The sequence below is a fragment of the Ewingella sp. S1.OA.A_B6 genome, from assembly GCF_049889095.1.
Classification (GTDB): Bacteria; Pseudomonadota; Gammaproteobacteria; order Enterobacterales; family Enterobacteriaceae; genus Ewingella.
Map to the genome: position 1 here is coordinate 946,492 of NZ_JBLJFK010000001.1, position 22,923 is coordinate 969,414.

A 22,923-nucleotide genomic window follows, 5' to 3' on the forward strand; every position below is an offset into this window, starting at 1 on the left:
AGCACTTCTATCACGAAAAATAATCAATAAAAAAGGGCGATCACATCGCCCTTTCATTTGTTCAAAACCTACCGCTTCAAAATCTTTCAGACTGTATCAGTCAGCCTGAAAGGTGAGGGGATATTACATCCGTTCGACTGTTTCGATACCCAGAGTATCTAACCCGGTCTTCAGCGTGCGCTGCGTTAACAGGGCCAGTTTCAGGCGGCTGTTGCGGCTGGTTTTATCTTCTGCATTCAGAATTGGGCAGTGTTCATAGAAGCTGGAAAAGAGGCCCGCAACGTCGTACAAATAGGTACACATGGTATGCGGTGTGCCTTCACGGGCTACCACGGTCAGGACTTCTTCGAACTGTAAAAGGCGGGTAGCCAGTGCGGCTTCGCGATCTTCACTAATCACTATTGGTTGCGTCAGGCTGTTGACGTCAATACCTGCGCGTTTGAAGATTGACGCTACGCGGGTGTAGGCGTATTGCATATACGGCGCAGTGTTGCCTTCAAAGGCCAGCATGTTGTCCCAGTCAAATATGTAATCGGTAGTCCGGCTTTTTGACAGGTCAGCGTATTTGATAGCACCGATACCCACCGCATTGACTAACTTCTCAAACTCTTCGGCGTCTTTCAGCTCCGGATTTTTCTCGGTGATAAGCTTACGTGCGCGTTCTATCGCTTCGTCCAGCAGGTCAGACAGTTTCACCGTACCGCCTGAGCGTGTTTTGAACGGCTTGCCATCTTTGCCCAGCATCATGCCGAACATATGGTGCTCAAGCGCCACTGAGTCTGGAACATAGCCGGCTTTGCGGGCGATGGTCCAGGCTTGCATCAGGTGCTGATGCTGGCGGGAGTCGATATAATACAGAACGCGATCGGCACCCAGCGTTTCGTAACGGTATTTCGCACAGGCAATGTCCGTCGTGGTGTAAAGGTAACCCCCATCCTTTTTACGGATGATAACGCCCATCGGGTCGCCGTCTTTATTTTTATACTCATCAAGATAGACGACTACCGCACCTTCACTGTCTACTGCCAGACCTTTGTCCTGCAGGTCAGACACGATGCCAGGAAGCATGTCGTTGTACAGACTTTCACCCATCACGTCGTCTTGTGTCAGTGTCACGTTCAGACGGTTATAAGTCAGTTGGTTCTGCGCCATGGTGACGTCAACCAGCTTGCGCCACATTTTTCGGCAATACTCGTCACCGCCCTGAAGTTTAACAACGTAGCCTCGTGCGCGAGCAGCAAACTCTTCATCTTCGTCATAGTTTTTCTTCGCAGCACGATAGAACTCTTCGAGGTCGGCCAGGTTCATGTCACCGGCGTGTTCGTTTTGTATTTTTTCCAGATAGGCAATCAGCATCCCGAACTGCGTACCCCAGTCACCCACGTGGTTGGCGCGGATCACTTTATGACCGAGTAACTCATTGGTACGAACGGCAGCGTCACCGATGATGGTGGAGCGTATATGGCCAACGTGCATCTCTTTGGCGACGTTGGGTGCGGAATAGTCGATGACGATAGTCTGTTGCTCAACCGGAGAAATGCCCAGCCTGGCATCTTGCAGTGCGCTGTCAGCGTTAGCGGCAACGAAGCCACGGTCGAGGAAAATATTGATAAAGCCCGGGCCGGCAATTTCAACTTTGGAGGCGATACCGCTCAGATCTAACAGTTCAACGACTTTCTCAGCCAGTTGTCGTGGTGCCATACCCAGTTTTTTAGCCACTGACATTATGCCGTTAGCCTGATAGTCACCAAACTGTGCCTTGGCAGACTGACGGACCTGCGCTTCGCTATCAGCAGGCGCGCCTGCTGTGGTCATCGCCTGGCTGACTTTATCGGAAAGAAGTGCCTGTATATTCACCGGATTACCTTATAACTGTATACCCATAAAACGCCGCGCCGCAGATGCGTTTGCCGCCTTCCTGCAACTTGGATGCTTTAGGGTAGGGAACGTGGTTGTTTACTATTCATCCTGCTGCGGATGAACTGAAAAATGATGCGTGTTTATATCATATTAGCCTTGCGGAGTCAGTATTGCCGCATGAAGAGAACGGAGCAAAAACCTATTCTGCGGCATGTATCTGGCAACGTAATGAAAGCCTGTGTAAATTAGCCGCCGACAGTGATTACTAATAAGGAAATAGCTACCATGTTGAAAATGAAACAGGTCACCGTGTTGGCAGACTTGGTCAACGATATGCCACGCTTTGTTGACGCGCTAGCCTCATTTACTGAGAAATTGCAGCTCGATTTATCCGCCTATCACGCGGACCACATTTCGCTGCGCTGTCATCAGAACGCCACCGCTGACCGCTGGCGTGAAGGCCTGGCACAGTGTGCTACTTTGCTCAATGAAACCGAGATCAACGGTCGCCCTATTTGTCTGTTTTCACTGGATGAGCCGCTAAGCGTCGGGCCGTTAAGTATTGATTTGGTTGAGCTGCCTTATCCGGGGGGAAAACGTTATCCGCATGACGGCTGGGAACATATTGAACTGGTGCTGAGCGGTGGAGAAGAAGGGTTCTATGCCCGGGCACTGGAGCAACTGGCAGATCAAGCCTTAGTGGCACCGGGCATTAAATTAAAACAAAGTTTGCCAAAGGGTGAGTATGAGCGGTTACCGAACCCGACGCTGGCCATCACGGATGGTACGGTCACCATCAAGTTTCACCCGCACAGCCTGCGCGATATCGTGGCCAGTGAACAGGAAATAAATTAGCAGTCCAGGCCTGAAAGCGCGATGTCCATCCGGTCCAGTGCTTTTTCGAGCAGCGCCCGCTGGCAACCAAGGTTAATGCGCACAAACCGGGGGTTGCCAAAGTCAGCCCCGGAAGTAAAACCGACTCCGGCTTCTACAAAGAAGCGGTAAGGGTCTCCTACCGGCAGTGCAGAAGCGTCTATCCAGCCGAGGTAAGTCCCTTCAATTGGCAGCATCCGTAAACCGTGCATTGTATTGATGCGTCGGGTGACCAAATTCCGGTTGCCTCGCAGGTAGTCAAGTTGCTCTTCCAGCCATCTGGCGCCATCCCGATAGGCCGCAGTGGCGGCAACGTAGGCCAAAATGTTGACGTGAGGAACAATACCCTTTGCCGTATCCTGAAATTTCCTGCGCAGTGCTGCGTTGGGAATAATGGCCATCGAGGCGCCAAGTCCGGCCAGATTAAAGGTTTTTGACGGTGACATCAGGGTTATTGAGCGCTGCTCAGCATCCTCATTCAGTGAGGCAAACGGAATATGTTGCAGGCCGGGCTCCAGTAACAAGTCACAATGTATCTCATCGGAACAAACCACCAGGTTGTTTTCCTGAGCGAACGCCTGTTGCTGTAACAGCTCTTCCCTGCGATACACGGTACCGCCCGGATTATAAGGATTGCAGAGCATGAGCAGTTTTTCACTGCCGTCCAGTTGCAGGCTGGCGTCGTTTAAATCGACCACCCAACGTTGTTGCTGTTCTTTTACCAGGATGCTTTTAAATTGACGTCCTTCGGACTGGGCGGCCTGAACAAAAGGCGGATAGATTGGTGAGGGCAGTAAACTGGCCTCTTGCCGGGTCGTATTCGCCCGAACAGCGACATTGAGCCCGCATACCAGTCCCGGCAGTGAGATAATCCATTCCGGTTTGATTGACCATTGATAAAGATCGCTCATGCGTTGCACAAAAAGAGCAATCAGCTCGGGCGTCGTAAAACCATAGCCAAAAACGCCCTCGGCCACGCGCTGCTGCAGTTCTGCAATCACCTGTGGGGGAGCTGTGAAGTCGGTGTCAGCCACCCAAAGAGGGATGACATCCTGTTCTTTATATTTATTCCACTTAACACTATCGCTGTGACTACGGTCTACCCATTGATCAAAATTGAGTGTCATAGTTAACTTTCCAAAGCAGGTAATTGGGCGGGAATGCTCATGTTTAAGCCTACGCGACATGGCCCGTTACAGACAAGTGTTGTAGCATAATGCCGTTATCAGGAGAGATCACATGACTAAGTTAGAAGTGTGTTGTTATAGCGTCGACTGCGCGTTAACGGCTGAACAAGCGGGTGCCGATCGTGTTGAACTGTGCGCAAGTCAGGCCGATGGTGGTATCACGCCAAGCTACGGAACCTTAAAACTGACAAGGGAGAAAGTCACTATCCCGGTGCATCCGATCGTTCGTCCTCGGGGCGGGGACTTTTGCTACAGCCAAAGCGAATTTGAAGTATTGAAAAGTGACGTGGCCTGTATTCGCGATCTCGGTTTCCCCGGTCTGGTCATCGGCATATTGGACTCGGAAGGGCACATTGATATACCTAAAATGTCTGAGGTGATGGCACTCTGCGGTGATCTGGCGGTGACATTCCATCGGGCATTCGACATGTGCCTTAACCCGAAGGTGGGACTGGAGCAACTGACGCAGCTGGGTGTTGCACGCATTCTGACTTCCGGCCAGCAGCAAAATGCTGAGGTGGGTTTGTCGATGTTACGGGAGCTGAATCAGCTGAGCCGTGGGCCAATCATTATGGCAGGTGCAGGTGTGCGTCTGACTAACTTGCAAAAGTTTGTCGACATCGGTTTGAGCGAGTTGCACAGCTCTGCCGGCCGTCAGGTACCGTCTCCGATGCGCTATCGTAAAGCTGGCGTGACGATGAGTTCTGATACCGATTTCGATGAGTTCAGCCGTTATTGTGTGGACGGGGATATCGTTGCGGCGATGAAAACGGCATTAGAATTTAGCGATCAGTTGTCACGCACGGCGTGAAGCCCCATAGCCAATAAAAAGAGCTAACAGTGACAGGCTGTTAGCTCTTAGGAATAACCGAGTTATCCTCTGGTTCTGCGATGGCTGATTATTGATGACATGGACGGTACAGCGGCCTGCAGATGAAGAATCTGACATAAAAAAGCACGCTTTGAAGCCGACGATTTTTTTAAGGCTCAGCAGGTGCGAACTTCATCGTGCCGCGGGCAGTTTAAGTCGGCCCATCAGACTTTGTATAGATTCAATCAAGCCCATCAATAAATCAAAACCGATATGGCAAAAACGAGAGTGACCACTGAGGTTGAGAAGTCTTATTTTTCGATGATTGCCTGAATTTGATCGCGATTTACTTCGTGTACATTACCGCCTGCGTCCTTATAAGTTACCAGTCCGGTTGATTTGTCGGTTTTTGGCTTTCCTTGAGTAACAATCATTTCGCCGCTTTTAGTTTGCATTACATAATCACTCGAGCAGCCAGCCAGTGTCATTGCGATGAACGAAACAGCCAAAAATGCGATAATTTTCTTCACGTTAATTTACCTTTTATACTGTATTTACTAATAGAACCTAGCGTTTTTATTTTCACACTTACCGATGAATAAAAACCGGATGAAGTATCATGCAGTATCTTTGTTAAATATTGTCTAAACACCCTGCATTCATGATGTCGCAATATTCGCTGTTTGTTGCTAAATAATCATGGCTCAAGCCGTGCGCTGCTGGGATGCGAAGACCTGCACAGAATGCATTCACGTTCTGAATAATTAAGAAACGCATAATTTTTATCCATTTACCATTCAGTTGAATGGTAAATTAATTTTATTTTTTGGCATGACGGGAAGAAAGGCGTTTAAATATTAAACTAACTTTCTAACTCTGGGTATAATTACCAATTCCATTATGAGTAAGAGATGGCTATGTTGAAGCAGATCCTATTTTAGGGTTGGTTTTGTGCGTTGCCTGGTTACGAATCACATCGTTTCGTTGGGTGAAGGAGGGGGTCTCTGACCAGCGAGAGAATATATTTAAACCGGATGCACTTACAGCATTACCGCCGAACTATGTTGTAAGTGGTAAGTACACATCGAAAGATAAGAAAACTAAATCCACCAATACTCGCTATTCCTTTAGTGATGCAAATGAAAGTCAGCGAGATATCCTTATTAAGGACTGCCTGTATCGTTAAAGGTTGATCTCAGATTGAAGTAAAAAATAAAGCCTCAACTCACTGATATTTCAAACAAACGCTTTTCAGTCTGCGAAGATGGGATCACCCGGAGTGACTCTAAAGCATATGTACTCCGTGTCTGAACGTTGATAGTTCTTACCCATGGTTCCCCCGGAAAAACATGGTGTTCATAAATGCAATTGGTTTTTTAATGCTCTAAAAACACATTAAACCGTTCAGTTACTCGCATTTTCCCAATGCTTTAGCTATCTTGAATGCAATGAATTACTTGTTTTTTTTTGGAGATTGCAATAGGTATTAATCCTAATGCGAACAATTATGCCTGATATGCAAATTTATTGTGATCACTGCGGGTGCGATCGCTTTACGGTGAATAAAACCAAACCGATGGATGTGGCGGTGAACGCGCTGATCTGCCGTGCCTGCGGAACACCTACCGGCGCAGACAGCGTTGTCGTATTTACTGAACGCACCTGGTTAAGCCAGATACCGGTCATTGATAACGCACCTCTTCGTGCCCTTCCGGTAGGGTAATGTCTTGAACAGGGTGTAGACAGGTTTGGAATACATAAAAATGGCGGTTATATAAACCGCCATTTTTTTGAGATTAGTTGACTAGCCGGAATAACGTCGATGCTTAAGGCTTGCGGGCGATCAGCAGTGCACGGCGCGGAGCCGGATACCCTTCAATGGTTTTTGTCGGATCCTTCGGGTCGAGGAATTCGGCCAATGATTCGCTGGTCATCCAGTCAGTACGGTGCTGCTCTTCCACTGTCGTGACGCTGACGTCGGCAATACGCACATCGACAAAACCACACTTGATTAACCAGTCTTTCAGCGCTTCTGCTGAAGGAATGAAGTAAATATTGCCCATCTGCGCGTAGCGGTCACCGGGAACCAAAACCTGCTGGCTATCTCCTTCCACGACCAACGTTTCCAGCACCAGTTCTCCGCCATTCAGCAGTTGGTTTTTCAACTGATACAGATGGTCCAGCGGAGAGCGACGATGGTACAGCACCCCCATCGAAAACACGGTATCAAAGGCATTAAGTTCAGGAAGTTGCTCAATGCCCAGCGGCAACAAATGCGCACGCTGATCGCCACCCAGTAGCTTGCGGACAGCTTCGAATTGACAGAGGAAAAGTTGCATCGGATCGATACCAATCGCCAGATGTGCGCCTGCACCAATCATCCGCCACATGTGATAGCCGCTGCCACAGCCCACATCCAGAATGGTGCGGCCCGCCAGCGGTGAGATGTGTGGCAAAACACGATCCCACTTCCAGTCAGAACGCCATTCGGTATCAATCTCTACACCATAAAGCGAGAACGGACCTTTGCGCCATGGCATCAGGTTACGCAGCAGGTTTTCAACGCCTTCACGTTGGCCCTGCGGCAGATGCGCCAGCCTGCTGGCGCTGACGCTGTGCAAAAGATCCAGGTTTTCAGGCTGTAACAGCGGCAGACGCTCAACGGCGTTGAACCACATCTTGAACTTGCCATGCAGTGACTCTTTCTGCCAGGCAGTTAATTGTGAGGGCAAGGTATTCAGCCATGGGCTGAGGGGACCTTTGGCAATGCGTTGATAGAAGTCACCAAATTCGATCATTTTGCCTCTCCGGCTTTCACTGCAATGAGCGAACCAAAGTTGAAACACTGGAACCACACTTCGGCGTGCTCAAAGCCGGCCTGTTTTAACCGCGCCTTATGGACTTCAACTGAGTCTGTCAGCATCACATTTTCCAGCATGCTGCGTTTCTGGCTTATCTCGAGTTCGCTGTAGCCGTTGGCCCGCTTGAAATCGTGATGCATGTTGTAAAGCAGTTCACCGACGTTGGTATCTTCAAAATTGAATTTTTCCGACAGTACCAGCGCAGCACCGGGCCGCATGCCCTGATATACCTGATTGAGCAGGCGCTGACGATCGTTTGGCAGCAGAAATTGCAGGGTGAAATTGAGCACGACCATCGACGCATTGCTCAGTTCGACATCAAGGATATCAGCTTCAATGACGTTCACTGGGGTATCGGCCCGGAACGCGTCGATGTGGCGACGGCAGCGTTCAACCATGGCAGGGGAGTTGTCGACAGCAATAATTTCACAACCCGCGACTTTAATATTACGACGCATTGAGAGCGTGGCGGCACCCAGCGAACACCCCAGGTCGTAGACCCGGCTGTCAGGCTGTACAAAACGCTCGGCCAGCATACCAATCATCGAAATAATATTGGAATAACCCGGTACGGAGCGCTGGATCATGTCCGGGAAGACTTCGGCAACGCGCTCATCAAACGTCCAGTCGCCGAGTTTGTCTATCGGTGCAGAAAAAAGAGTATCGTGGTTAGCCATAGTGCTGAGTCAGACCAAAAAGTGAAGGGGCGAAATTTTGAGGACATATTTTAACAGAGTCCATAGTTAGCAGATACCGATAAAATGTGCCGTTATTGCTTTAACACAAGGTTTCAGTGATTCTTTCCCGGCGCTTTGATGCCAGCAAACTGTTACCAGCGAATATTTAAAAACTGCGACCACGGCAGATAAATAATATTCACCACCACCATGAGCAGCAGGGAAATATAAGTGGCGCCCATTCCGTTGCGGCGCCAGGTGAATTCACGATTTTTCAAACCGTAATAGTGAAACAGGCGTCCAACGATCAGCATCAAGCCGCAGAGATGCACCATCCAGGCCTCAGCACCGTTCATTTCCATCATAATCAATAATAAGCAGCCGATTGGCAGATATTCCACCGCATTCCCATGCACTCGAATAGCGGTTTGCAACTCATACAAACCACCGTCACCCGTGGAAATTCGATATTGCATACGCAGTCTGACCACATCAAAAGATAATTTAAGCAATAATACGGCGGAGAGCACGACATATAACGCGCTGATCATTTTACAACCTCGATATTACAGGAGTAGTTAAGTGCCATGGCCACTTTATCTTGATACCGAAAAAATGGCCATGCAGGAAAACGCTCAGGCGATTGGAAAGTTTTGCCTGCAAAAATTCAGGACAATGATAACGACACAACAAATCACTGTCGCGACGAATAAAGAGATACGCCGAAAAAGCGCATCAAAAAGCGGGGGGGTGAAAAAGGTTGCTCAGAAGAGGGAGTCCTGCTCCGGCCAGTCGGGTGCAGGTTGGACAGAGGGTATCTGCTGACACAGTTGCTGCCATAGGCTGCGAGCCTGCTGCGGTGCATCAGTGCAGTCCGGTGTGTGGATAAATAAATAGGGTGATAAGCCCTGCGATTCCCACGCGCTGAGTTTTTTGATCCACTGTACAAACAGAGGGCGGTTATCCTCCAGCACATCCCCACCAATAAAACGGACGATAGGGCGGGAAGCCGTCGCCAGTGCGTGCAGCGGCAGAACAGGTTTCTTACGCTTGGCTTCGAGCACCGCCTCGGTAACGGATGTCGAACTATGAACCGGGCGGCTGTCGAGGATCGCGCGATTAATGCCCCGCTGATGCAATCCCTGATTCAGCATCAGCTCTTCCTCACCTTTAGCAAAAAAACGCGGATGTCGCACTTCCACACCGTAGTCGAAGCCTGATGGCAGCGCGTCGACGAACTGCCATAAACGGTCCAGATGCTGTGGCGCAAAGGCCGCAGGAAGTTGCAACCATAACTGCCCGATGCGTTCACCGAGTGGTTCCAGTGTGCGATAAAAGGTATCGACCTCTTCCTGACAATGGGCCAGCGCAGCCTGGTGGCTAATGGCCGAGGGAAATTTGAAACAAAAGCGGAACGTTTCGGGCGTCATGTCGCGCCAGCGCATCACCACTTCCTGTTTGGGCAGTGCATAAAATGTCGTGTTCCCTTCGACACAGTTGAAATACCGTGCGTAATCAGCCAAATCGCGCAACCCGATGCGAGCCCACGCGCTGTGGTGCCACTGCGGTAAACCAATATACATGCCGACGATCCTCTTAGTGGTGACCCGCAGGCAGGGTAGCGTTACTCTGACAGAGCGGCAAGCACTTCGGCAGTCGAACGCACGCGGCTAATGCGTGGGAAAATGAACTTTACACTGGACTGATGGTGTTCGTTGTTGTGCGCACTGCACGCATCTTCGGCGATCACCAGCTCATAGCCGTGTTCCCAGGCGTTACGTGCCGTAGATTCCACACCGATGTTGGTCGAAATACCCGCCAGCACGATGCTTTTGATGCCACGGCGGCGCAAGTGAAGATCCAAATCTGTGCCATAGAATGCGCCCCACTGACGTTTGATCACCAGCAGGTCGCTGTCGGTGACGCCTAACTGCTCCGGGAATTCCCACCAGTTAGCGGGTAAGCCGCCTGCTGGCGCAGCAGCCGGGATATCGACAGGCTGTTTCAGCGCTTCATCAAAAGAGTTGGACCAGCCAACGCGCACCATCACTACCGTCGCGCCCAGTTGACGAAAGCGGTTAGCGAGTTCCGTCGCGTTGTCCAGAACCTGTTGAGCGGTGTGCGGGCCGCCAGCAAAAGGCAAAATACCTTTCTGTAAGTCGATCAACACCAGTGCGGTCGTTTGTGGGTCGAGTTTCATGGTTTTTATCTCCCGGAGTTTTCAACGTAGAAGGTGTTAGATAAGGGATGAGATCGTAAAATCGTTTGTCTGCTACCTATAAAAAAGTTGCGGTGAGTTTATGCTAAGGCACAGACTCGAATGTGGATAATTTTGTTAAATATTGTGTTGCAGAGGTTAACGATAGTAATCAGCTGCGTGCGACGCGTCTTCGCTCTTATCCTGAGAAGGAAATTCCTTTATAATAGCCGCCTTTTTCGAGCCGAATAAAACCTATTCCGCGTGCCGCAGTTTTTGCGAGTGGGCGACCAGAGTGAATAACCGTTTCTGTACCCGTGTGCCGTAAGGCCGGGTAGTGGGATCAAAAGGATACCGTTATGCGTACTGTATATTGTGGAAAACTGAATGCGTCCAACGCGGGCCAGGAAGTGACGTTGTGTGGCTGGGTTAATCGTCGTCGTGATTTGGGCGGTTTGATTTTCATCGATATGCGTGACCGTGAAGGCATCGTTCAGGTTTTCTTCGACCCGGATCAGGGCGATGCGTACAAGCTGGCTTCTGAACTGCGCAACGAGTTCTGTATTCAAATTACCGGCACCGTGCGTGCGCGACCTGAAAGCCAGTTTAATAAAGACATGGCGACCGGTGAAGTGGAAGTGTTTGCCAGCAACCTAAATATCATCAACCGTTCAGAGTCCCTACCGCTGGACTCCAACCACGTCAACTCTGAAGAAGCGCGTCTGAAATATCGCTATCTGGATCTGCGCCGCCCTGAAATGGCTAACCGCCTAAAAGCACGCGCAAAAATTACCAGCTTGGTGCGACGTTTCATGGATGCCCATGATTTCCTCGATATCGAAACCCCGATGTTGACCAAAGCCACGCCGGAAGGCGCACGTGACTATCTGGTTCCAAGTCGTGTGCATAAAGGGAAATTCTACGCGCTGCCACAGTCCCCACAGCTGTTTAAACAGCTGCTGATGATGTCCGGTTTTGACCGTTATTATCAGATCGTGAAATGCTTCCGGGACGAAGATTTGCGTGCTGACCGTCAGCCTGAATTTACTCAGATCGATGTCGAAACCTCTTTCATGAGCGCAGAACAAGTGCGTGAAGTGATGGAGAAACTGGCCCGCGAACTATGGACTGAAGTGAAAGGTGTGGATCTGGGCGATTTCCCAATCATGACCTTCGCGGAAGCCATGCGCCGTTACGGTTCAGACAAGCCCGACCTGCGTAATCCAATGGAGCTGGTTGACGTAGCTGATCTGCTCAAAGATATCGAATTCAAAGTATTTGCCGACCCTGCCAACGATCCGAAAGGTCGTGTTGCTGCATTACGCGTTCCAGGCGGGGCTACGCTTAGCCGTAAACAGATCGATGAGTATGCCAAGTTTATTGAAATCTATGGCGCGAAAGGTCTGGCTTACATCAAGGTCAATGAGATTGCCAAAGGATTGGAAGGCATCCAGAGCCCGGTCGCGAAGTTCCTCAATGCAGAGCTACTGACTGTGCTGATCGGCCGTACCGGTGCAAAAGATGGCGACATGATCTTCTTCGGTGCTGCCAGCGCGAAAATCGTGACTGACGCTATCGGCGCGCTGCGTCTGAAAGTGGGGCGTGACCTGAAAATCACCCAAGAAGATAGCTGGGCACCGCTGTGGGTGATCGACTTCCCAATGTTCGAAGATACCGATGAAGGGGGCCTGTCAGCCATGCACCACCCGTTTACCGCGCCGAAAGAGATGACGGCAGAAGAACTGGCAGCGGATCCGGTTTCTGCTATTGCCAACGCCTATGACATGGTGATCAACGGTTACGAAGTGGGCGGCGGTTCTGTGCGTATTCACCGCAGTGAAATGCAGCAAACCGTGTTTGGCATTCTGGGTATCAACGAACATGAACAGCGCGAGAAGTTTGGTTTCCTGCTTGATGCCCTGAAATACGGCGCACCTCCGCACGCCGGACTGGCGTTTGGCCTTGACCGTCTGGTGATGCTGCTGACCGGTACCGATAACATTCGTGACGTTATTGCTTTCCCGAAAACCACCGCAGCCGCCTGTCTGATGACTGAAGCGCCAAGCTTTGCCAACCCGACATCGCTGCTGGAACTGGGGATTGCGGTCGTTGTGAAAAAAGACGCAGCAAAAGAAGTGAAGCCGGACACAGATTCAGAGAATAACTAATGAGTCATAAGCGTCCTGAGTCGATACTGTGCGTCATCTACGCCAGCAACACCGGCAGGGTGCTGATGCTTCAACGACGGGATGACTCGAATTTCTGGCAGTCGGTTACCGGCAGTCTTGAAGGAGATGAGTCCCCGGCAGACACCGCGCAGCGTGAAGTGATGGAAGAGGTCGGTATCGATATTGCCGGTGAGAATCTCCCGTTACTGAACTGTCATCGTTGCGTGGAGTTTGAGCTATTTGCTCATTTGCGTTATCGCTATGCTCCCGGCGTGACCCGTAATAAAGAACATTGGTTCTGCCTGGCACTGCCTGAAGAGCGGGATGTGGAAATCACAGAACATCTCGCGTACCAGTGGCTCGACAAACCCGCCGCGGCGGCGTTGACGGTGTCCCCGAGTAACCAGCAGGCGATTGAAGAATTTGTAACTATTGAGTCTGATTAGACTAACTGGAGATATTTTTATGGCAGGTCACAGTAAGTGGGCCAACACCAAGCACCGCAAAGCGGCGCAAGATTCAAAACGCGGTAAAATTTTCACCAAGATCATTCGTGAGCTGGTAACTGCTGCGAGACTGGGCGGCGGCGATCCGGGCGCTAACCCGCGTTTGCGTGCTGCAATTGACAAAGCGCTTGCCAACAACATGACCCGCGATACCCTGAACCGTGCGGTTGCGCGTGGTGTTGGTGGTGACGAAGACACCAACATGGAAACCATCATTTATGAAGGTTATGGCCCTGGTGGTTCAGCCGTTATGGTGGAATGCCTGAGTGATAACCGTAACCGTACCGTGGCGGAAGTGCGTCATGCTTTCAACAAAACTGGTGGTAATCTGGGTACTGACGGCTCAGTTTCCTATCTGTTCACCAAAAAAGGGGTGATCACTTTCGCTCCGGGTCTGGATGAAGACACCGTGATGGACGCGGCTCTGGAAGCGGGTGCCGACGATATTGTGGCTTATGATGATGGCGTAATAGACGTCTTCACTGCCTGGGAAAGTCTGGGTGATGTAAAAGATGCGCTGGAAGCCGCTGGCTTCAAATCTGACTCCGCGGAAGTCACCATGATCCCATCGACCAAGGCTGACATGGATGCAGACACTGCACCAAAACTATTGCGTCTGATTGACATGCTGGAAGATTGTGACGACGTGCAGGAGGTTTACCACAATGGTGAAATCTCCGACGAGATCGCAGAAACGCTGTAACGCTCTCTCTAGCCGGTGACGTCTTCACCGGCTGGCTATCCACTTACCCTCCCTGCAACTCGAATTACTTTGGGTATATACTTCCCTCCATTCAAACAAAACGAAACACAAGGCGTTGATTGGCTATGGCTATAATTCTGGGGATTGACCCCGGTTCGCGCGTTACCGGCTATGGCATTATCCGCCAGACAGGGCGACAACTGAGTTACCTCGGCAGCGGGTGTATCCGCACGGTAGTGGATGACATGCCGACACGCCTGAAGCTGATTTATGCTGGCGTCAGCGAAATCATCACCCAATTTCACCCTGATTTTTTTGCCATTGAATCTGTTTTTATGGCTAAAAACCCTGACTCAGCACTGAAACTCGGGCAGGCTCGCGGAGCTGCGATTGTGGCGGCGGTGAATCAGGACCTACCGGTTTTCGAATACGCAGCGCGTCAGGTGAAACAAACGGTGGTGGGCACCGGCGCAGCCGAAAAGTCTCAGGTGCAGCATATGGTGCGTTCGTTGTTGAAATTACCGGCCAATCCTCAGTCGGATGCCGCCGATGCGCTGGCAATTGCCATTACGCATTGCCATATGAGCCAGAATGCTATTCGCCTCAGCAGCGACAAATTACAAATGACGCGTGGCAGAATGCGATAGCTATCTGAAAACGAATGGACTGGATATTCATCCAGCCTTTTTTATGATATAAACAGCGCGGTATTCATTTAGGTAAAGTCAGTCAGGTAAAATCAACAGAGGAAGGTGAAAGTGATAGGTCGACTCAGAGGTATTATTCTGGAAAAGCAGCCACCGCTGGTGCTGTTAGAAACAAACGGCGTGGGCTATGAAGTACATATGCCGATGACCTGTTTTTATGAATTACCTGATCTGGGCAAAGAGGCTATCGTTTTCACGCAGTTCATCGTTCGCGAGGACGCACAGCTGCTGTACGGTTTTAACGACAAGCAGGAACGTGCGCTTTTTCGTGAACTGATTAAAGTGAATGGTGTTGGGCCAAAATTGGCTCTGGCGATTCTCTCCGGTATGTCGGCGCAGCAGTTCGTGAGCGCCGTAGAGAAAGAAGAAATAACAACGCTGATCAAATTACCGGGCGTGGGTAAGAAAACGGCAGAGCGGCTCGTGGTCGAAATGAAAGATCGCTTTAAAGGATTAAACGGGGATCTGTTTAATAATAGCTCTGATATCACACTGCCTGCATCGATGTCACAAGCAAAAGAGTCTGACGCAGAAGGCGAAGCCGTCTCAGCGCTAATCTCTCTGGGTTACAAACCACCTGAAGCCAGCAGAATGGTCAGTAAAGTGACCAAGCCGGGCGTGGATTGTGAAACGTTGATTAGAGACGCCTTACGCGCGGCTCTGTGAGGTAAGAGATGATAGAAGCAGACCGCCTGATTTCACCTGATGTGATCAACGAAGAAGAGGTCATCGACCGGGCAATACGCCCCAAGATGCTTTCGGAATATGTCGGTCAACCTCACGTTCGTTCGCAAATGGAAATATTCATACAGGCGGCAAAACAGCGTGGTGATGCGCTCGATCACCTGTTGATTTTTGGTCCTCCTGGCCTCGGTAAAACGACGTTGGCGAATATTGTAGCGAACGAGATGGGCGTGAATTTGCGCACCACATCGGGCCCGGTTTTGGAAAAGGCCGGCGATCTGGCAGCCATGCTCACCAATCTTGAGCCGCATGACGTATTGTTTATCGATGAAATCCACCGTTTATCGCCAGTTGTCGAAGAGATTTTATATCCGGCGATGGAAGATTATCAGCTGGATATCATGATTGGCGAAGGCCCAGCCGCCCGCTCCATCAAACTTGATCTCCCGCCCTTTACGCTAATTGGTGCGACTACCCGCGCCGGTTCCCTGACATCGCCATTACGTGACCGCTTCGGTATCGTGCAGCGCCTTGAATTTTATCAGGTTGCGGATTTACAGCACATCGTTGGGCGCAGCGCCAACTGTTTGGGTTTACAGCTTTCGAAAGAGGGCGCACATCAGATAGCCCGCCGCTCGAGAGGTACACCGCGTATTGCCAACCGTCTGCTGCGTCGCGTGCGTGATTTCGCTGAAGTCAAAGGCGACGGCACCATCAACGGCGATACCGCCAACGGTGCGCTGGATATGCTGGATGTAGATGCTGAAGGTTTCGACTATATGGACCGCAAACTGCTGCTGGCGATCATTGATAAATTCACCGGCGGCCCGGTCGGCCTCGATAATCTGGCAGCAGCGATTGGCGAAGAGCGCGAAACCATCGAAGACGTGATTGAACCTTTTCTGATTCAGCAAGGTTTTATTCAGCGTACGCCACGCGGACGTATGGCAACCAATCATGCCTATAAACACTTCGGTATGACGCGTCCTGAATAGACCTAAAGAGGCTGCTTCTTCACAAAAAATGGACGCTCAATGTGGCGTCCATTTTTATGGTGCTTATCAGGCCGGGCTATTTATTCAATCAAGGTTATGCCACCTGTTTTTTGGTCAAACTGAGCACAAACATGATCGCTGCACTCAGCACCACTGACGGCCCGGCCGGTGTGTCATAAAATGCTGAGAAGCTCAGCCCACCGGTAACGGCCAGAATGCCGACCGCAATGGCAATCAGTGCCATCTGCTCTGGGGTTTTGGCGAAACGGCGCGCCGTAGCCGCCGGGATAATCAACAGTGACGTGATGATAAGCGCTCCGACAAACTTCATCGCCAGGCCGATAGTCAATGCCGTCACCAGCATCAGCATAATGCGCGTACGTTGAAGATTTACGCCATCAACGTGAGCCAGCTCTGGGCTGATTGTCATCGACAACAGCGAACGCCATTGCCAGCACAGCACGGCGATCACTACTACTACGCCAATGGCAATCATCCAGATATCGCTGAATGTCACTGACAGCAGATCGCCGAACAAATAGGCCATCAGGTCGACGCGCACATTAGACATCAGACTGACCACCACCAGACCCAGCGACAGCGCGCTGTGCGCCATAATGCCGAGCAGTGTATCGACGGCCAGATGCGGCTTACGTTCAAGCATGACCAATATAAGGGCCAGTAATAAGGTAACGACGATCACCGCATAAAATGGATTGATGTTGAGCAACAGGCCGAAGGCCACGCCGAGCAATGAGGCATGGGCGAGGGTATCGCCAAAATAAGACATGCGTCGCCAGACCACAAACGAGCCCAGCGGACCCGCTGCCGTTGCCAGCAAAATACCGGCCAGCCAGCCGGGCAGTAATAACTCAATCATGCGTCACGGCCTCCGCTATTACGCAAAATAACTTTTCCCTTTAAATCATGACGGTGATTGTGATGATGACGATAAATGGCCAGTTGTTCAGCACCACGGTTGCCAAACATGGCAATGAATTCAGGATGCATCGACACGACTTCCGGCGAACCAGAGCAGCAGATGTGCTCGTTCAGACACAAAACCTCATCCGTTTTTGCCATCACCAGATGCAAGTCATGGGATACCATCAGCACCGCGCAGCCGAGTTCGCGTCGCAGACTGTCGATCAAGTTATACAGCGCCAGCTGTCCGTTAACGTCAACCCCTTGGGTCGGTTCATCAAGCACCAGCAATTGCGGGCTATTCATCAATGCCCGAGCCAGTAAAACGCGCTGATTTTCACCGCCGGAAAGTTTTTGCATCGGCTGATCAATCAGATGAGCGGCCTGCACACGTTTTAGCGCCGGTAAAATATCCTGACGCTTCACGCCGGGCTTCAGACGCATAAAGCGGCTGACGGTCAGTGGCATGGTGTCATCAAGATGTAATTTTTGCGGCACGTAGCCGATGCGTAGATCAGACTGCCGGGTGAGAGTGCCGCTGGTGGGGGGAACCAGACCAAGCACAACGCGTACTAACGTAGATTTCCCCGCGCCGTTCGGGCCTAGCAGGGTAAGAATTTTTCCGGGTTGCAGCGTCAGCGAGATATCCGACAGCACGTGTCGGGAGCCGAAAGTGACCGAGATATTGTGTAGTGTGGCTAAAGTGGGCATGTCAGTGATGTCTTGCAGAACAAATCGAATGTTATAATATTGCGTTTTCGCATAAATAACCAGTTTTCAACCTAATGATGATGAGTTGATGCCCTATGATACAAAACACTAAGAACTTTAAACGAATGTTATTAGCCGCAGCGTTAGTCTCAGGTTGCGGTATCACGACGGCACAAGCATCGGTGGTCGCTTCCGTCCGCCCGCTGGGGTTTATCGCCTCAGCAATTGCTGATGGTGTAACACCGACAGAGATATTGTTACCTGATGGTGCCTCACCGCATGACTTCGCCCTGCGCCCATCCGATTTACAAAAAATCCGCCGTGCCGATCTGGTGGTATGGGTTGGCCCGGAGATGGAAGCTTTTATGACCAAATCCACTGCGCAGTTATCACCAAACCGTCAGGTCGAAATCGCCACGTTAAATACCGTTAAACCTCTTCTTCAGAAAGGCGATGAGGATGAGCACAATCATGGCCACGACGGAGCACCGGATCAGCACGCGGATGAACATCATCACGGTGAGTACAATATGCACGTGTGGATGTCCCCTGAGATTGCAAAACAGACTGCGATCGCAATTCATGCAAAATTATTGGAACTTATGCCGCAGAAGAAAGACAAATTAGACGCCAACTTAAAACAGTTTGAAGATAGCTTGACAAAAGTTGACGAAAACCTTGGTAAGATGCTGCAGCCTGTGCAGGGTAAGGGATACTTTGTTTTTCATGACGGCTATGGCTATTTTGAAAAGCATTTCGGCCTTTCGCCACTTGGCCACTTTACGGTCAATCCCGAAATTCAACCCGGTGCGCAGCGATTACATCTCATTCGAACTCAGTTGGTTGAGCAAAAGGCAGTCTGTGTTTTTGCTGAACCACAATTCAGGCCGGCCGTAATTAATGCCGTTGCCCAGGGAACAACAGTGCGTATGGGCACATTGGATCCGCTGGGGAGCGGGATCGCATTGGGTAAGGACAGTTATGTGAACTTCCTGTCACATCTGACTAACCAGTACGTGAGCTGCCTGAAGTAAGATTAAAAGGACAGTATTAAAGTGCAGCTGATAGCCCGTTCTATCGCTTTGGCGTATAACAATCTTCCACGGCCCCACCGCGTTTTGCTGGGGTCGCTTACCGTCGTCACACTTGCTGTGGCAGTCTGGAAACCCTTCGTTCACCATCCAGAATACGATTCTTATGACAATAAGCCTATCGTTAAACATATTCAGCTCGATAGCGAACAAGTGCGCTCGCTGCTTCCTGAGGCCAGTGAACCTATCGATCAACCGGCGCCTGCTGAAGATATCCCGCAAGATGATCTCGACGAAAAAGTAGAGTCGGAAAATGGCGTACACGAGTATGTGGTTTCAACCGGCGATACGCTGAGCAGCATTCTGAACCAGTATGGTGTCGATATGTCTGAGATCGCTGCACTGTCCTCAGCCGACAGCGATCTGCGTAACCTTAAAGTCGGCCAGCAATTGTCGTGGACCCTCAATGACGACGGCGAATTACAGCGTATGACCTGGGAGAAATCCCGTCGCGATACCTATACCTATGATCGTTCTGGCAATGGATTTAAATCCAGCCTGGAAACGATAAAAGGCGAATGGAAAGATAATGTTCTGAAGGGGAAATTGGACGGTAGCTTTGTCACCAGCGCCAGAGCGGCAGGCCTGACCGGCGCTGAAATCAGTTCGGTAGTAAAAGCCTTACAGTGGCAGCTTGATTTTAAAAAACTGCGTAAGGGTGATGAATTTTCCGTATTGATGTCCCGCGAAATGCTTGATGGCAAAAGTGAACAAAGCCAGTTACAGGGCGTTCGTATGCTTAGCAGCGGCAAAGATTATTACGCTATCCGCGCAGAAGACGGCAAATTCTACGACCGTAACGGCAGCGGGCTGGCACGAGGATTCCTGCGCTTCCCGACCATCAAACAGTTCCGTGTCTCCTCCAATTTCAATCCGCGTCGTCTCAATCCGGTCACCGGCCGTATTGCACCGCACCGTGGCGTAGATTTTGCTGTGCCTGTTGGTACGCCGGTCCTGGCGGTGGGTGATGGTGAAGTAATCGTTGCTAAACATGACGGTGCTGCCGGTAACTATGTGGCCATCCGCCATGGGCGCCAATATATGACCCGTTATATGCACCTGCGTAAAATACTGGTGAAACCGGGTCAGACGATTAAACGCGGTGACCGCATTGCGTTGTCCGGTAACACTGGCCGTTCTACCGGTCCGCATTTGCACTTTGAAATGTGGATTAACCAGCTAGCCGTCAATCCGTTGACTGCTAAACTGCCGCGTTCTGAAGGACTGACCGGTAAAGATCGCCGCGATTATCTTGCGACCGTTAAGCAGGTTACTCCTCAATTGAAACTTAACTGAGTTGTAGACTCAGTAGTTCCTGCTTTCCGCGAACGGGCAAAACACACGGTTTATCAGTGTGTTTTTGCCCGTTTTTAGTGTTGCTTCATTAACATAACGTCGTGAGTTTCTTTGCAAATGAGTGCGTTGCACTTATCATTGAACGATTGTTGTCTTAAAAAATTGTATTCAGAGCCGTTTATGCAGCCAGAGAAAAAATCGACCGCCGTATTTATTCCGCAATTTCAGAAAGCCTTTTATCACCCGCGTTATTGGGGGGTTTGGCTGGGCGTGGGCGCAATGGCTGGAATGGCTTATGTTCCCGCAAAAATTCGCGACCCGATTTTAGGCGTTCTCGGGCGCTTTGCCGGCAAGCTGGCAAAAGGTGCCCGCCGCCGCGCGCGGATAAATCTGCTTTACTGCATGCCTGAAATGCCAGAGCCAGAACGTGAACATATCATTGATGAAATGTTTGCCGCCGCGCCGCAGTCAATGGTGATGATGGCTGAACTGGCTTGCCGAAAACCTGAAAAAGTTCTGAGCCGGGTTCGCTGGCATGGCAAAGAAATTATTGATCAAATGCAGGCCGATGGTAAAAACGTCATTTTCCTGGTGCCACACGGTTGGGCAGTGGATATTCCGGCTATGTTATTGGCGGCCAGTGGTCAGCCGATTGCCGCGATGTTCCATAATCAGAAAAACCCGTTGACTGACTATCTGTGGAATACCGTTCGTTGCCGCTATGGTGGACGGCTGCACGCCCGCAATGATGGCATCAAGCCGTTTATCACTTCGGTTCGTCAGGGACATTGGGGATACTATTTGCCCGATCAGGATCATGGTGCTGAACACAGTGAATTTGTTGATTTCTTCGCCACCTATAAGGCTACATTGCCAGCCCTCGGGCGGTTGATGAAAGTTTGTCGTGCTGCGATCGTGCCGATGTTCCCGGTGTATAACGGGCGTGAACATCGTTTGGATATATATATCCGTCCGCCAATGGATGATTTAGAGCATGCAGATGACCAGCAGGTTGCACGCCGTATGAACGAAGAGGTCGAGATGCTGGTTCGCCCTAACCCTGAGCAGTACACCTGGATCCTCAAATTACTGAAAACCCGTAAGCCCGGCGAGACTGAACCTTATTCGCGGGATGAGCTATATCCCAAGTGATTTGGCGGGCGGGCCTAAGCCGCTTTCAAATTCAAACCTTACTTCAAGGTCAAAACCTTGGGTTGCCACCCAAACTGGCTTTAAGAGGCGCCTATCGCCGCGCCTCTTAAAAATCTCCGGCTCTTTTAAAAACAGCAACGGAGTGAATAAAACGGGGGATTAGTAAGGGGGATTCGTTTCAATCCCCTTACCCCAGTGTGGGCCAGCGCCCACGGTCTTGATCTTAAGGCCAGTGTGGGCGGCGAGCCCACGGTTTTGACCTTAAAGTTTTACTTTAGCTTTTCCAAAAAGCTAACACCTTCCCCGCATAAACATCATGATGCACATCACCCCGGCGGCTCCCGCTAATAATCCAAACTGAGTAAACAGGCTGTTGCCACCGGCAAAATAAAGTTGCTTGGCAATCTCAATCCCCAATACGAAAACCACAATAGTGATAAGCCCCAATGCGGCGGCGACAGTACCTTTTCCAACCGGACTGGCAAACAGTGTCAGGCGGTACAATCCGGCGTTAACCAGGCCAGAACCTAACGCGTACAGGCTCAGACCAGCAATAATGCCACTCCAGGCATGGTCGAAAAATGTTGCACTGGCGGCAGTGATAGCCAAACCCAGCACCACCGGGATAACGCCAAGCCAGATTGGCGTCGTGATTTTTACTTTGCCACTCAGTTTGCTCAATGTCAGGTTACCAGCGATCAGACCGACAAAAATAGGGACTTGCACCCAACCGTACTGGAGAGGTGACATTCCCGCATCCTGGATTAATATCACCGGGGATTGTGCCACCCATGCCAGCAGCGGCAACGTGACGAAACCAATGGCCAGTGCGCCAAACACTACAGCTTTATGAGTCATCACGTGCTGATAATCTGCCAGTACTCGGCGAAGTAAAAATGGCTGTCCGTCGCGTGGCGCAGTCTCCGGCATACTGCGCCATAGTCCCCACCAGGCGATAAGCGACACCAGTGCAAACAGAGCAAACATCGCTTTCCACGGCGCATAATGAATAAAGGTGGCACCAGCCAGTGGTCCAAGCAGCGGGGCTATCAGCGTAATGTTGGCCATCAGTGCCATCAGCTTGATGCTCAGACTTTCGCTGAAGGCTTCCTGAATAGCGGCATAACCCACTGCGCCAATAAAGCACAGACTCATACCTTGCAGGAATCGCATCAGAATGAATTGTTCAATACTTTGCGTCAGCAGCGTGGCCGAACAGGTGACAACAAAAAACGCCACGCCGGTCAGCAGCACCGGCCGGCGGCCGATACGGTCAGACAATGGGCCGAGCAGCCATTGCAGCATAATCCCGCCACATAAATAAGCCGTCAGTGAGGTAGATACCCAGTCTGAGCTGGCGCTGAAATCGCTGATGACCTGCAACATACCGGGCTGAATCATGTCATGAGCAATATAGGTGGCGAATTCAAAAAGCACCAACGACAACGGAAACAGCCACTGGCGTGGTTTCAGTTGTTCGGCGGGTTGGAATATGGATGACATAAAGACACTCTCTTTTG

Annotated in this window: 23 protein-coding genes; 12 read left to right on the plus strand and 11 right to left on the minus strand. The window is 50.7% G+C overall.

Features of this window, described 5'->3' with window-relative positions; all coding sequences use genetic code 11:
- Nucleotides 1–123: 123 nt before the first annotated feature.
- Nucleotides 124–1,857 (minus strand): arginine--tRNA ligase, encoded by a 1,734-nt coding sequence (argS, locus tag ACMV8I_RS04585; protein ID WP_498864006.1) that lies wholly within the window; start codon nucleotides 1,855–1,857, stop codon nucleotides 124–126.
- 297 nt (nucleotides 1,858–2,154) lie between these two features.
- Here argS and ACMV8I_RS04590 point away from each other — a divergent pair, with 297 nt between their 5' ends.
- Entirely contained in the window at nucleotides 2,155–2,715 is a 561-nt protein-coding gene (locus ACMV8I_RS04590) for a VOC family protein (RefSeq protein WP_498864717.1), read from the plus strand.
- On the opposite strand, the gene ACMV8I_RS04595 is transcribed toward ACMV8I_RS04590, so the two are convergent.
- The gene (locus tag ACMV8I_RS04595) at nucleotides 2,712–3,860 is read right to left on the minus strand and encodes a MalY/PatB family protein (protein ID WP_498864007.1); all 1,149 of its coding nucleotides are present in this window, start codon (nucleotides 3,858–3,860) and stop codon (nucleotides 2,712–2,714) included. The genes ACMV8I_RS04590 and ACMV8I_RS04595 overlap by 4 nt on opposite strands.
- 112 nt (nucleotides 3,861–3,972) lie before the next feature.
- Between ACMV8I_RS04595 and cutC the strand changes: the two genes are divergently transcribed.
- Nucleotides 3,973–4,731 carry a copper homeostasis protein CutC gene (gene cutC / locus ACMV8I_RS04600; protein WP_498864008.1) on the plus strand — a complete coding sequence of 253 codons (759 nt, stop codon included), beginning with the start codon at nucleotides 3,973–3,975 and terminating at the stop codon, nucleotides 4,729–4,731.
- A gap of 311 nt (nucleotides 4,732–5,042) precedes the next feature.
- Here the strand turns inward: cutC and ACMV8I_RS04605 are convergent, their stop codons facing one another.
- Nucleotides 5,043–5,261, minus strand: coding sequence for a YgdI/YgdR family lipoprotein (locus ACMV8I_RS04605; protein ID WP_498864009.1), 219 nt, complete (start codon nucleotides 5,259–5,261; stop codon nucleotides 5,043–5,045).
- 977 nt (nucleotides 5,262–6,238) lie between these two features.
- Here ACMV8I_RS04605 and ACMV8I_RS04610 point away from each other — a divergent pair.
- Entirely contained in the window at nucleotides 6,239–6,454 is a 216-nt protein-coding gene (locus tag ACMV8I_RS04610; protein ID WP_498864010.1) for a hypothetical protein, read from the plus strand.
- A gap of 103 nt (nucleotides 6,455–6,557) precedes the next feature.
- Here the strand turns inward: ACMV8I_RS04610 and cmoB are convergent, their stop codons facing one another.
- The 5 genes from cmoB to ACMV8I_RS04635 all read right to left on the minus strand — a co-directional run bounded on the left by cmoB (nucleotide 6,558) and on the right by ACMV8I_RS04635 (nucleotide 10,469).
- On the minus strand, nucleotides 6,558–7,529 hold the full coding sequence (gene cmoB / locus ACMV8I_RS04615; RefSeq protein WP_498864011.1) for a tRNA 5-methoxyuridine(34)/uridine 5-oxyacetic acid(34) synthase CmoB: 972 nt from the start codon (nucleotides 7,527–7,529) through the stop codon (nucleotides 6,558–6,560).
- Nucleotides 7,526–8,269, minus strand: a complete 744-nt coding sequence (cmoA, locus tag ACMV8I_RS04620) for a carboxy-S-adenosyl-L-methionine synthase CmoA (protein ID WP_498864012.1) — start codon at nucleotides 8,267–8,269, stop codon at nucleotides 7,526–7,528. Before cmoA ends, cmoB begins: the two co-directional genes overlap by 4 nt.
- A 152-nt stretch (nucleotides 8,270–8,421) precedes the next feature.
- Nucleotides 8,422–8,820 carry an MAPEG family protein gene (locus ACMV8I_RS04625; RefSeq protein WP_498864013.1) on the minus strand — a complete coding sequence of 133 codons (399 nt, stop codon included), beginning with the start codon at nucleotides 8,818–8,820 and terminating at the stop codon, nucleotides 8,422–8,424.
- A gap of 213 nt (nucleotides 8,821–9,033) precedes the next feature.
- Nucleotides 9,034–9,852, minus strand: coding sequence for a DUF72 domain-containing protein (locus ACMV8I_RS04630; protein WP_498864014.1), 819 nt, complete (start codon nucleotides 9,850–9,852; stop codon nucleotides 9,034–9,036).
- Nucleotides 9,853–9,893: 41 nt separating this feature from the next.
- Nucleotides 9,894–10,469, minus strand: coding sequence for a hydrolase (locus ACMV8I_RS04635; RefSeq protein WP_498864015.1), 576 nt, complete (start codon nucleotides 10,467–10,469; stop codon nucleotides 9,894–9,896).
- A 356-nt stretch (nucleotides 10,470–10,825) separates the two neighbouring features.
- On the opposite strand from ACMV8I_RS04635, the gene aspS reads away from it, so the two are divergent.
- The 6 genes from aspS to ruvB all read left to right on the plus strand — a co-directional run bounded on the left by aspS (nucleotide 10,826) and on the right by ruvB (nucleotide 16,229).
- Nucleotides 10,826–12,634, plus strand: a complete 1,809-nt coding sequence (gene aspS / locus ACMV8I_RS04640; protein ID WP_498864016.1) for an aspartate--tRNA ligase — start codon at nucleotides 10,826–10,828, stop codon at nucleotides 12,632–12,634.
- Nucleotides 12,634–13,080, plus strand: a complete 447-nt coding sequence (gene nudB / locus ACMV8I_RS04645) for a dihydroneopterin triphosphate diphosphatase (protein ID WP_498864017.1) — start codon at nucleotides 12,634–12,636, stop codon at nucleotides 13,078–13,080. Before aspS ends, nudB begins: the two co-directional genes overlap by 1 nt.
- Nucleotides 13,081–13,099: 19 nt before the next feature.
- On the plus strand, nucleotides 13,100–13,843 hold the full coding sequence (locus tag ACMV8I_RS04650; RefSeq protein ID WP_498864018.1) for a YebC/PmpR family DNA-binding transcriptional regulator: 744 nt from the start codon (nucleotides 13,100–13,102) through the stop codon (nucleotides 13,841–13,843).
- A 125-nt stretch (nucleotides 13,844–13,968) separates the two neighbouring features.
- On the plus strand, nucleotides 13,969–14,490 hold the full coding sequence (ruvC, locus tag ACMV8I_RS04655; RefSeq protein WP_498864019.1) for a crossover junction endodeoxyribonuclease RuvC: 522 nt from the start codon (nucleotides 13,969–13,971) through the stop codon (nucleotides 14,488–14,490).
- A 111-nt stretch (nucleotides 14,491–14,601) separates the two neighbouring features.
- Entirely contained in the window at nucleotides 14,602–15,216 is a 615-nt protein-coding gene (gene ruvA / locus ACMV8I_RS04660) for a Holliday junction branch migration protein RuvA (protein WP_498864020.1), read from the plus strand.
- Between the two features lie 8 nt (nucleotides 15,217–15,224).
- Nucleotides 15,225–16,229, plus strand: a complete 1,005-nt coding sequence (gene ruvB, locus ACMV8I_RS04665) for a Holliday junction branch migration DNA helicase RuvB (protein WP_498864021.1) — start codon at nucleotides 15,225–15,227, stop codon at nucleotides 16,227–16,229.
- 94 nt (nucleotides 16,230–16,323) lie between these two features.
- Here ruvB and znuB read toward each other — a convergent pair whose 3' ends face one another.
- Nucleotides 16,324–17,109: a zinc ABC transporter permease subunit ZnuB gene (gene znuB / locus ACMV8I_RS04670; RefSeq protein ID WP_498864022.1), complete on the minus strand. Its 786-nt coding sequence runs from the start codon at nucleotides 17,107–17,109 to the stop codon at nucleotides 16,324–16,326.
- A complete protein-coding gene (gene znuC / locus ACMV8I_RS04675) occupies nucleotides 17,106–17,864 on the minus strand; it encodes a zinc ABC transporter ATP-binding protein ZnuC (RefSeq protein ID WP_498864023.1) in 759 nt (252 codons plus the stop codon). The genes znuB and znuC overlap by 4 nt, the downstream gene beginning before the upstream one ends.
- A gap of 95 nt (nucleotides 17,865–17,959) precedes the next feature.
- On the opposite strand from znuC, the gene znuA reads away from it, so the two are divergent.
- The 3 genes from znuA (at nucleotide 17,960) to lpxM (ending at nucleotide 21,403) form a co-directional block, all read left to right on the plus strand.
- A complete protein-coding gene (gene znuA / locus ACMV8I_RS04680) occupies nucleotides 17,960–18,898 on the plus strand; it encodes a zinc ABC transporter substrate-binding protein ZnuA (protein WP_498864024.1) in 939 nt (312 codons plus the stop codon).
- A 21-nt stretch (nucleotides 18,899–18,919) separates the two neighbouring features.
- Entirely contained in the window at nucleotides 18,920–20,251 is a 1,332-nt protein-coding gene (gene mepM / locus ACMV8I_RS04685) for a murein DD-endopeptidase MepM (protein WP_498864025.1), read from the plus strand.
- A 180-nt stretch (nucleotides 20,252–20,431) separates the two neighbouring features.
- A complete protein-coding gene (lpxM, locus tag ACMV8I_RS04690; RefSeq protein WP_498864026.1) occupies nucleotides 20,432–21,403 on the plus strand; it encodes a lauroyl-Kdo(2)-lipid IV(A) myristoyltransferase in 972 nt (323 codons plus the stop codon).
- A gap of 291 nt (nucleotides 21,404–21,694) precedes the next feature.
- Here lpxM and ACMV8I_RS04695 read toward each other — a convergent pair whose 3' ends face one another.
- Nucleotides 21,695–22,906, minus strand: coding sequence for an MFS transporter (locus ACMV8I_RS04695; RefSeq protein ID WP_498864027.1), 1,212 nt, complete (start codon nucleotides 22,904–22,906; stop codon nucleotides 21,695–21,697).
- Nucleotides 22,907–22,923 lie beyond the last annotated feature (17 nt).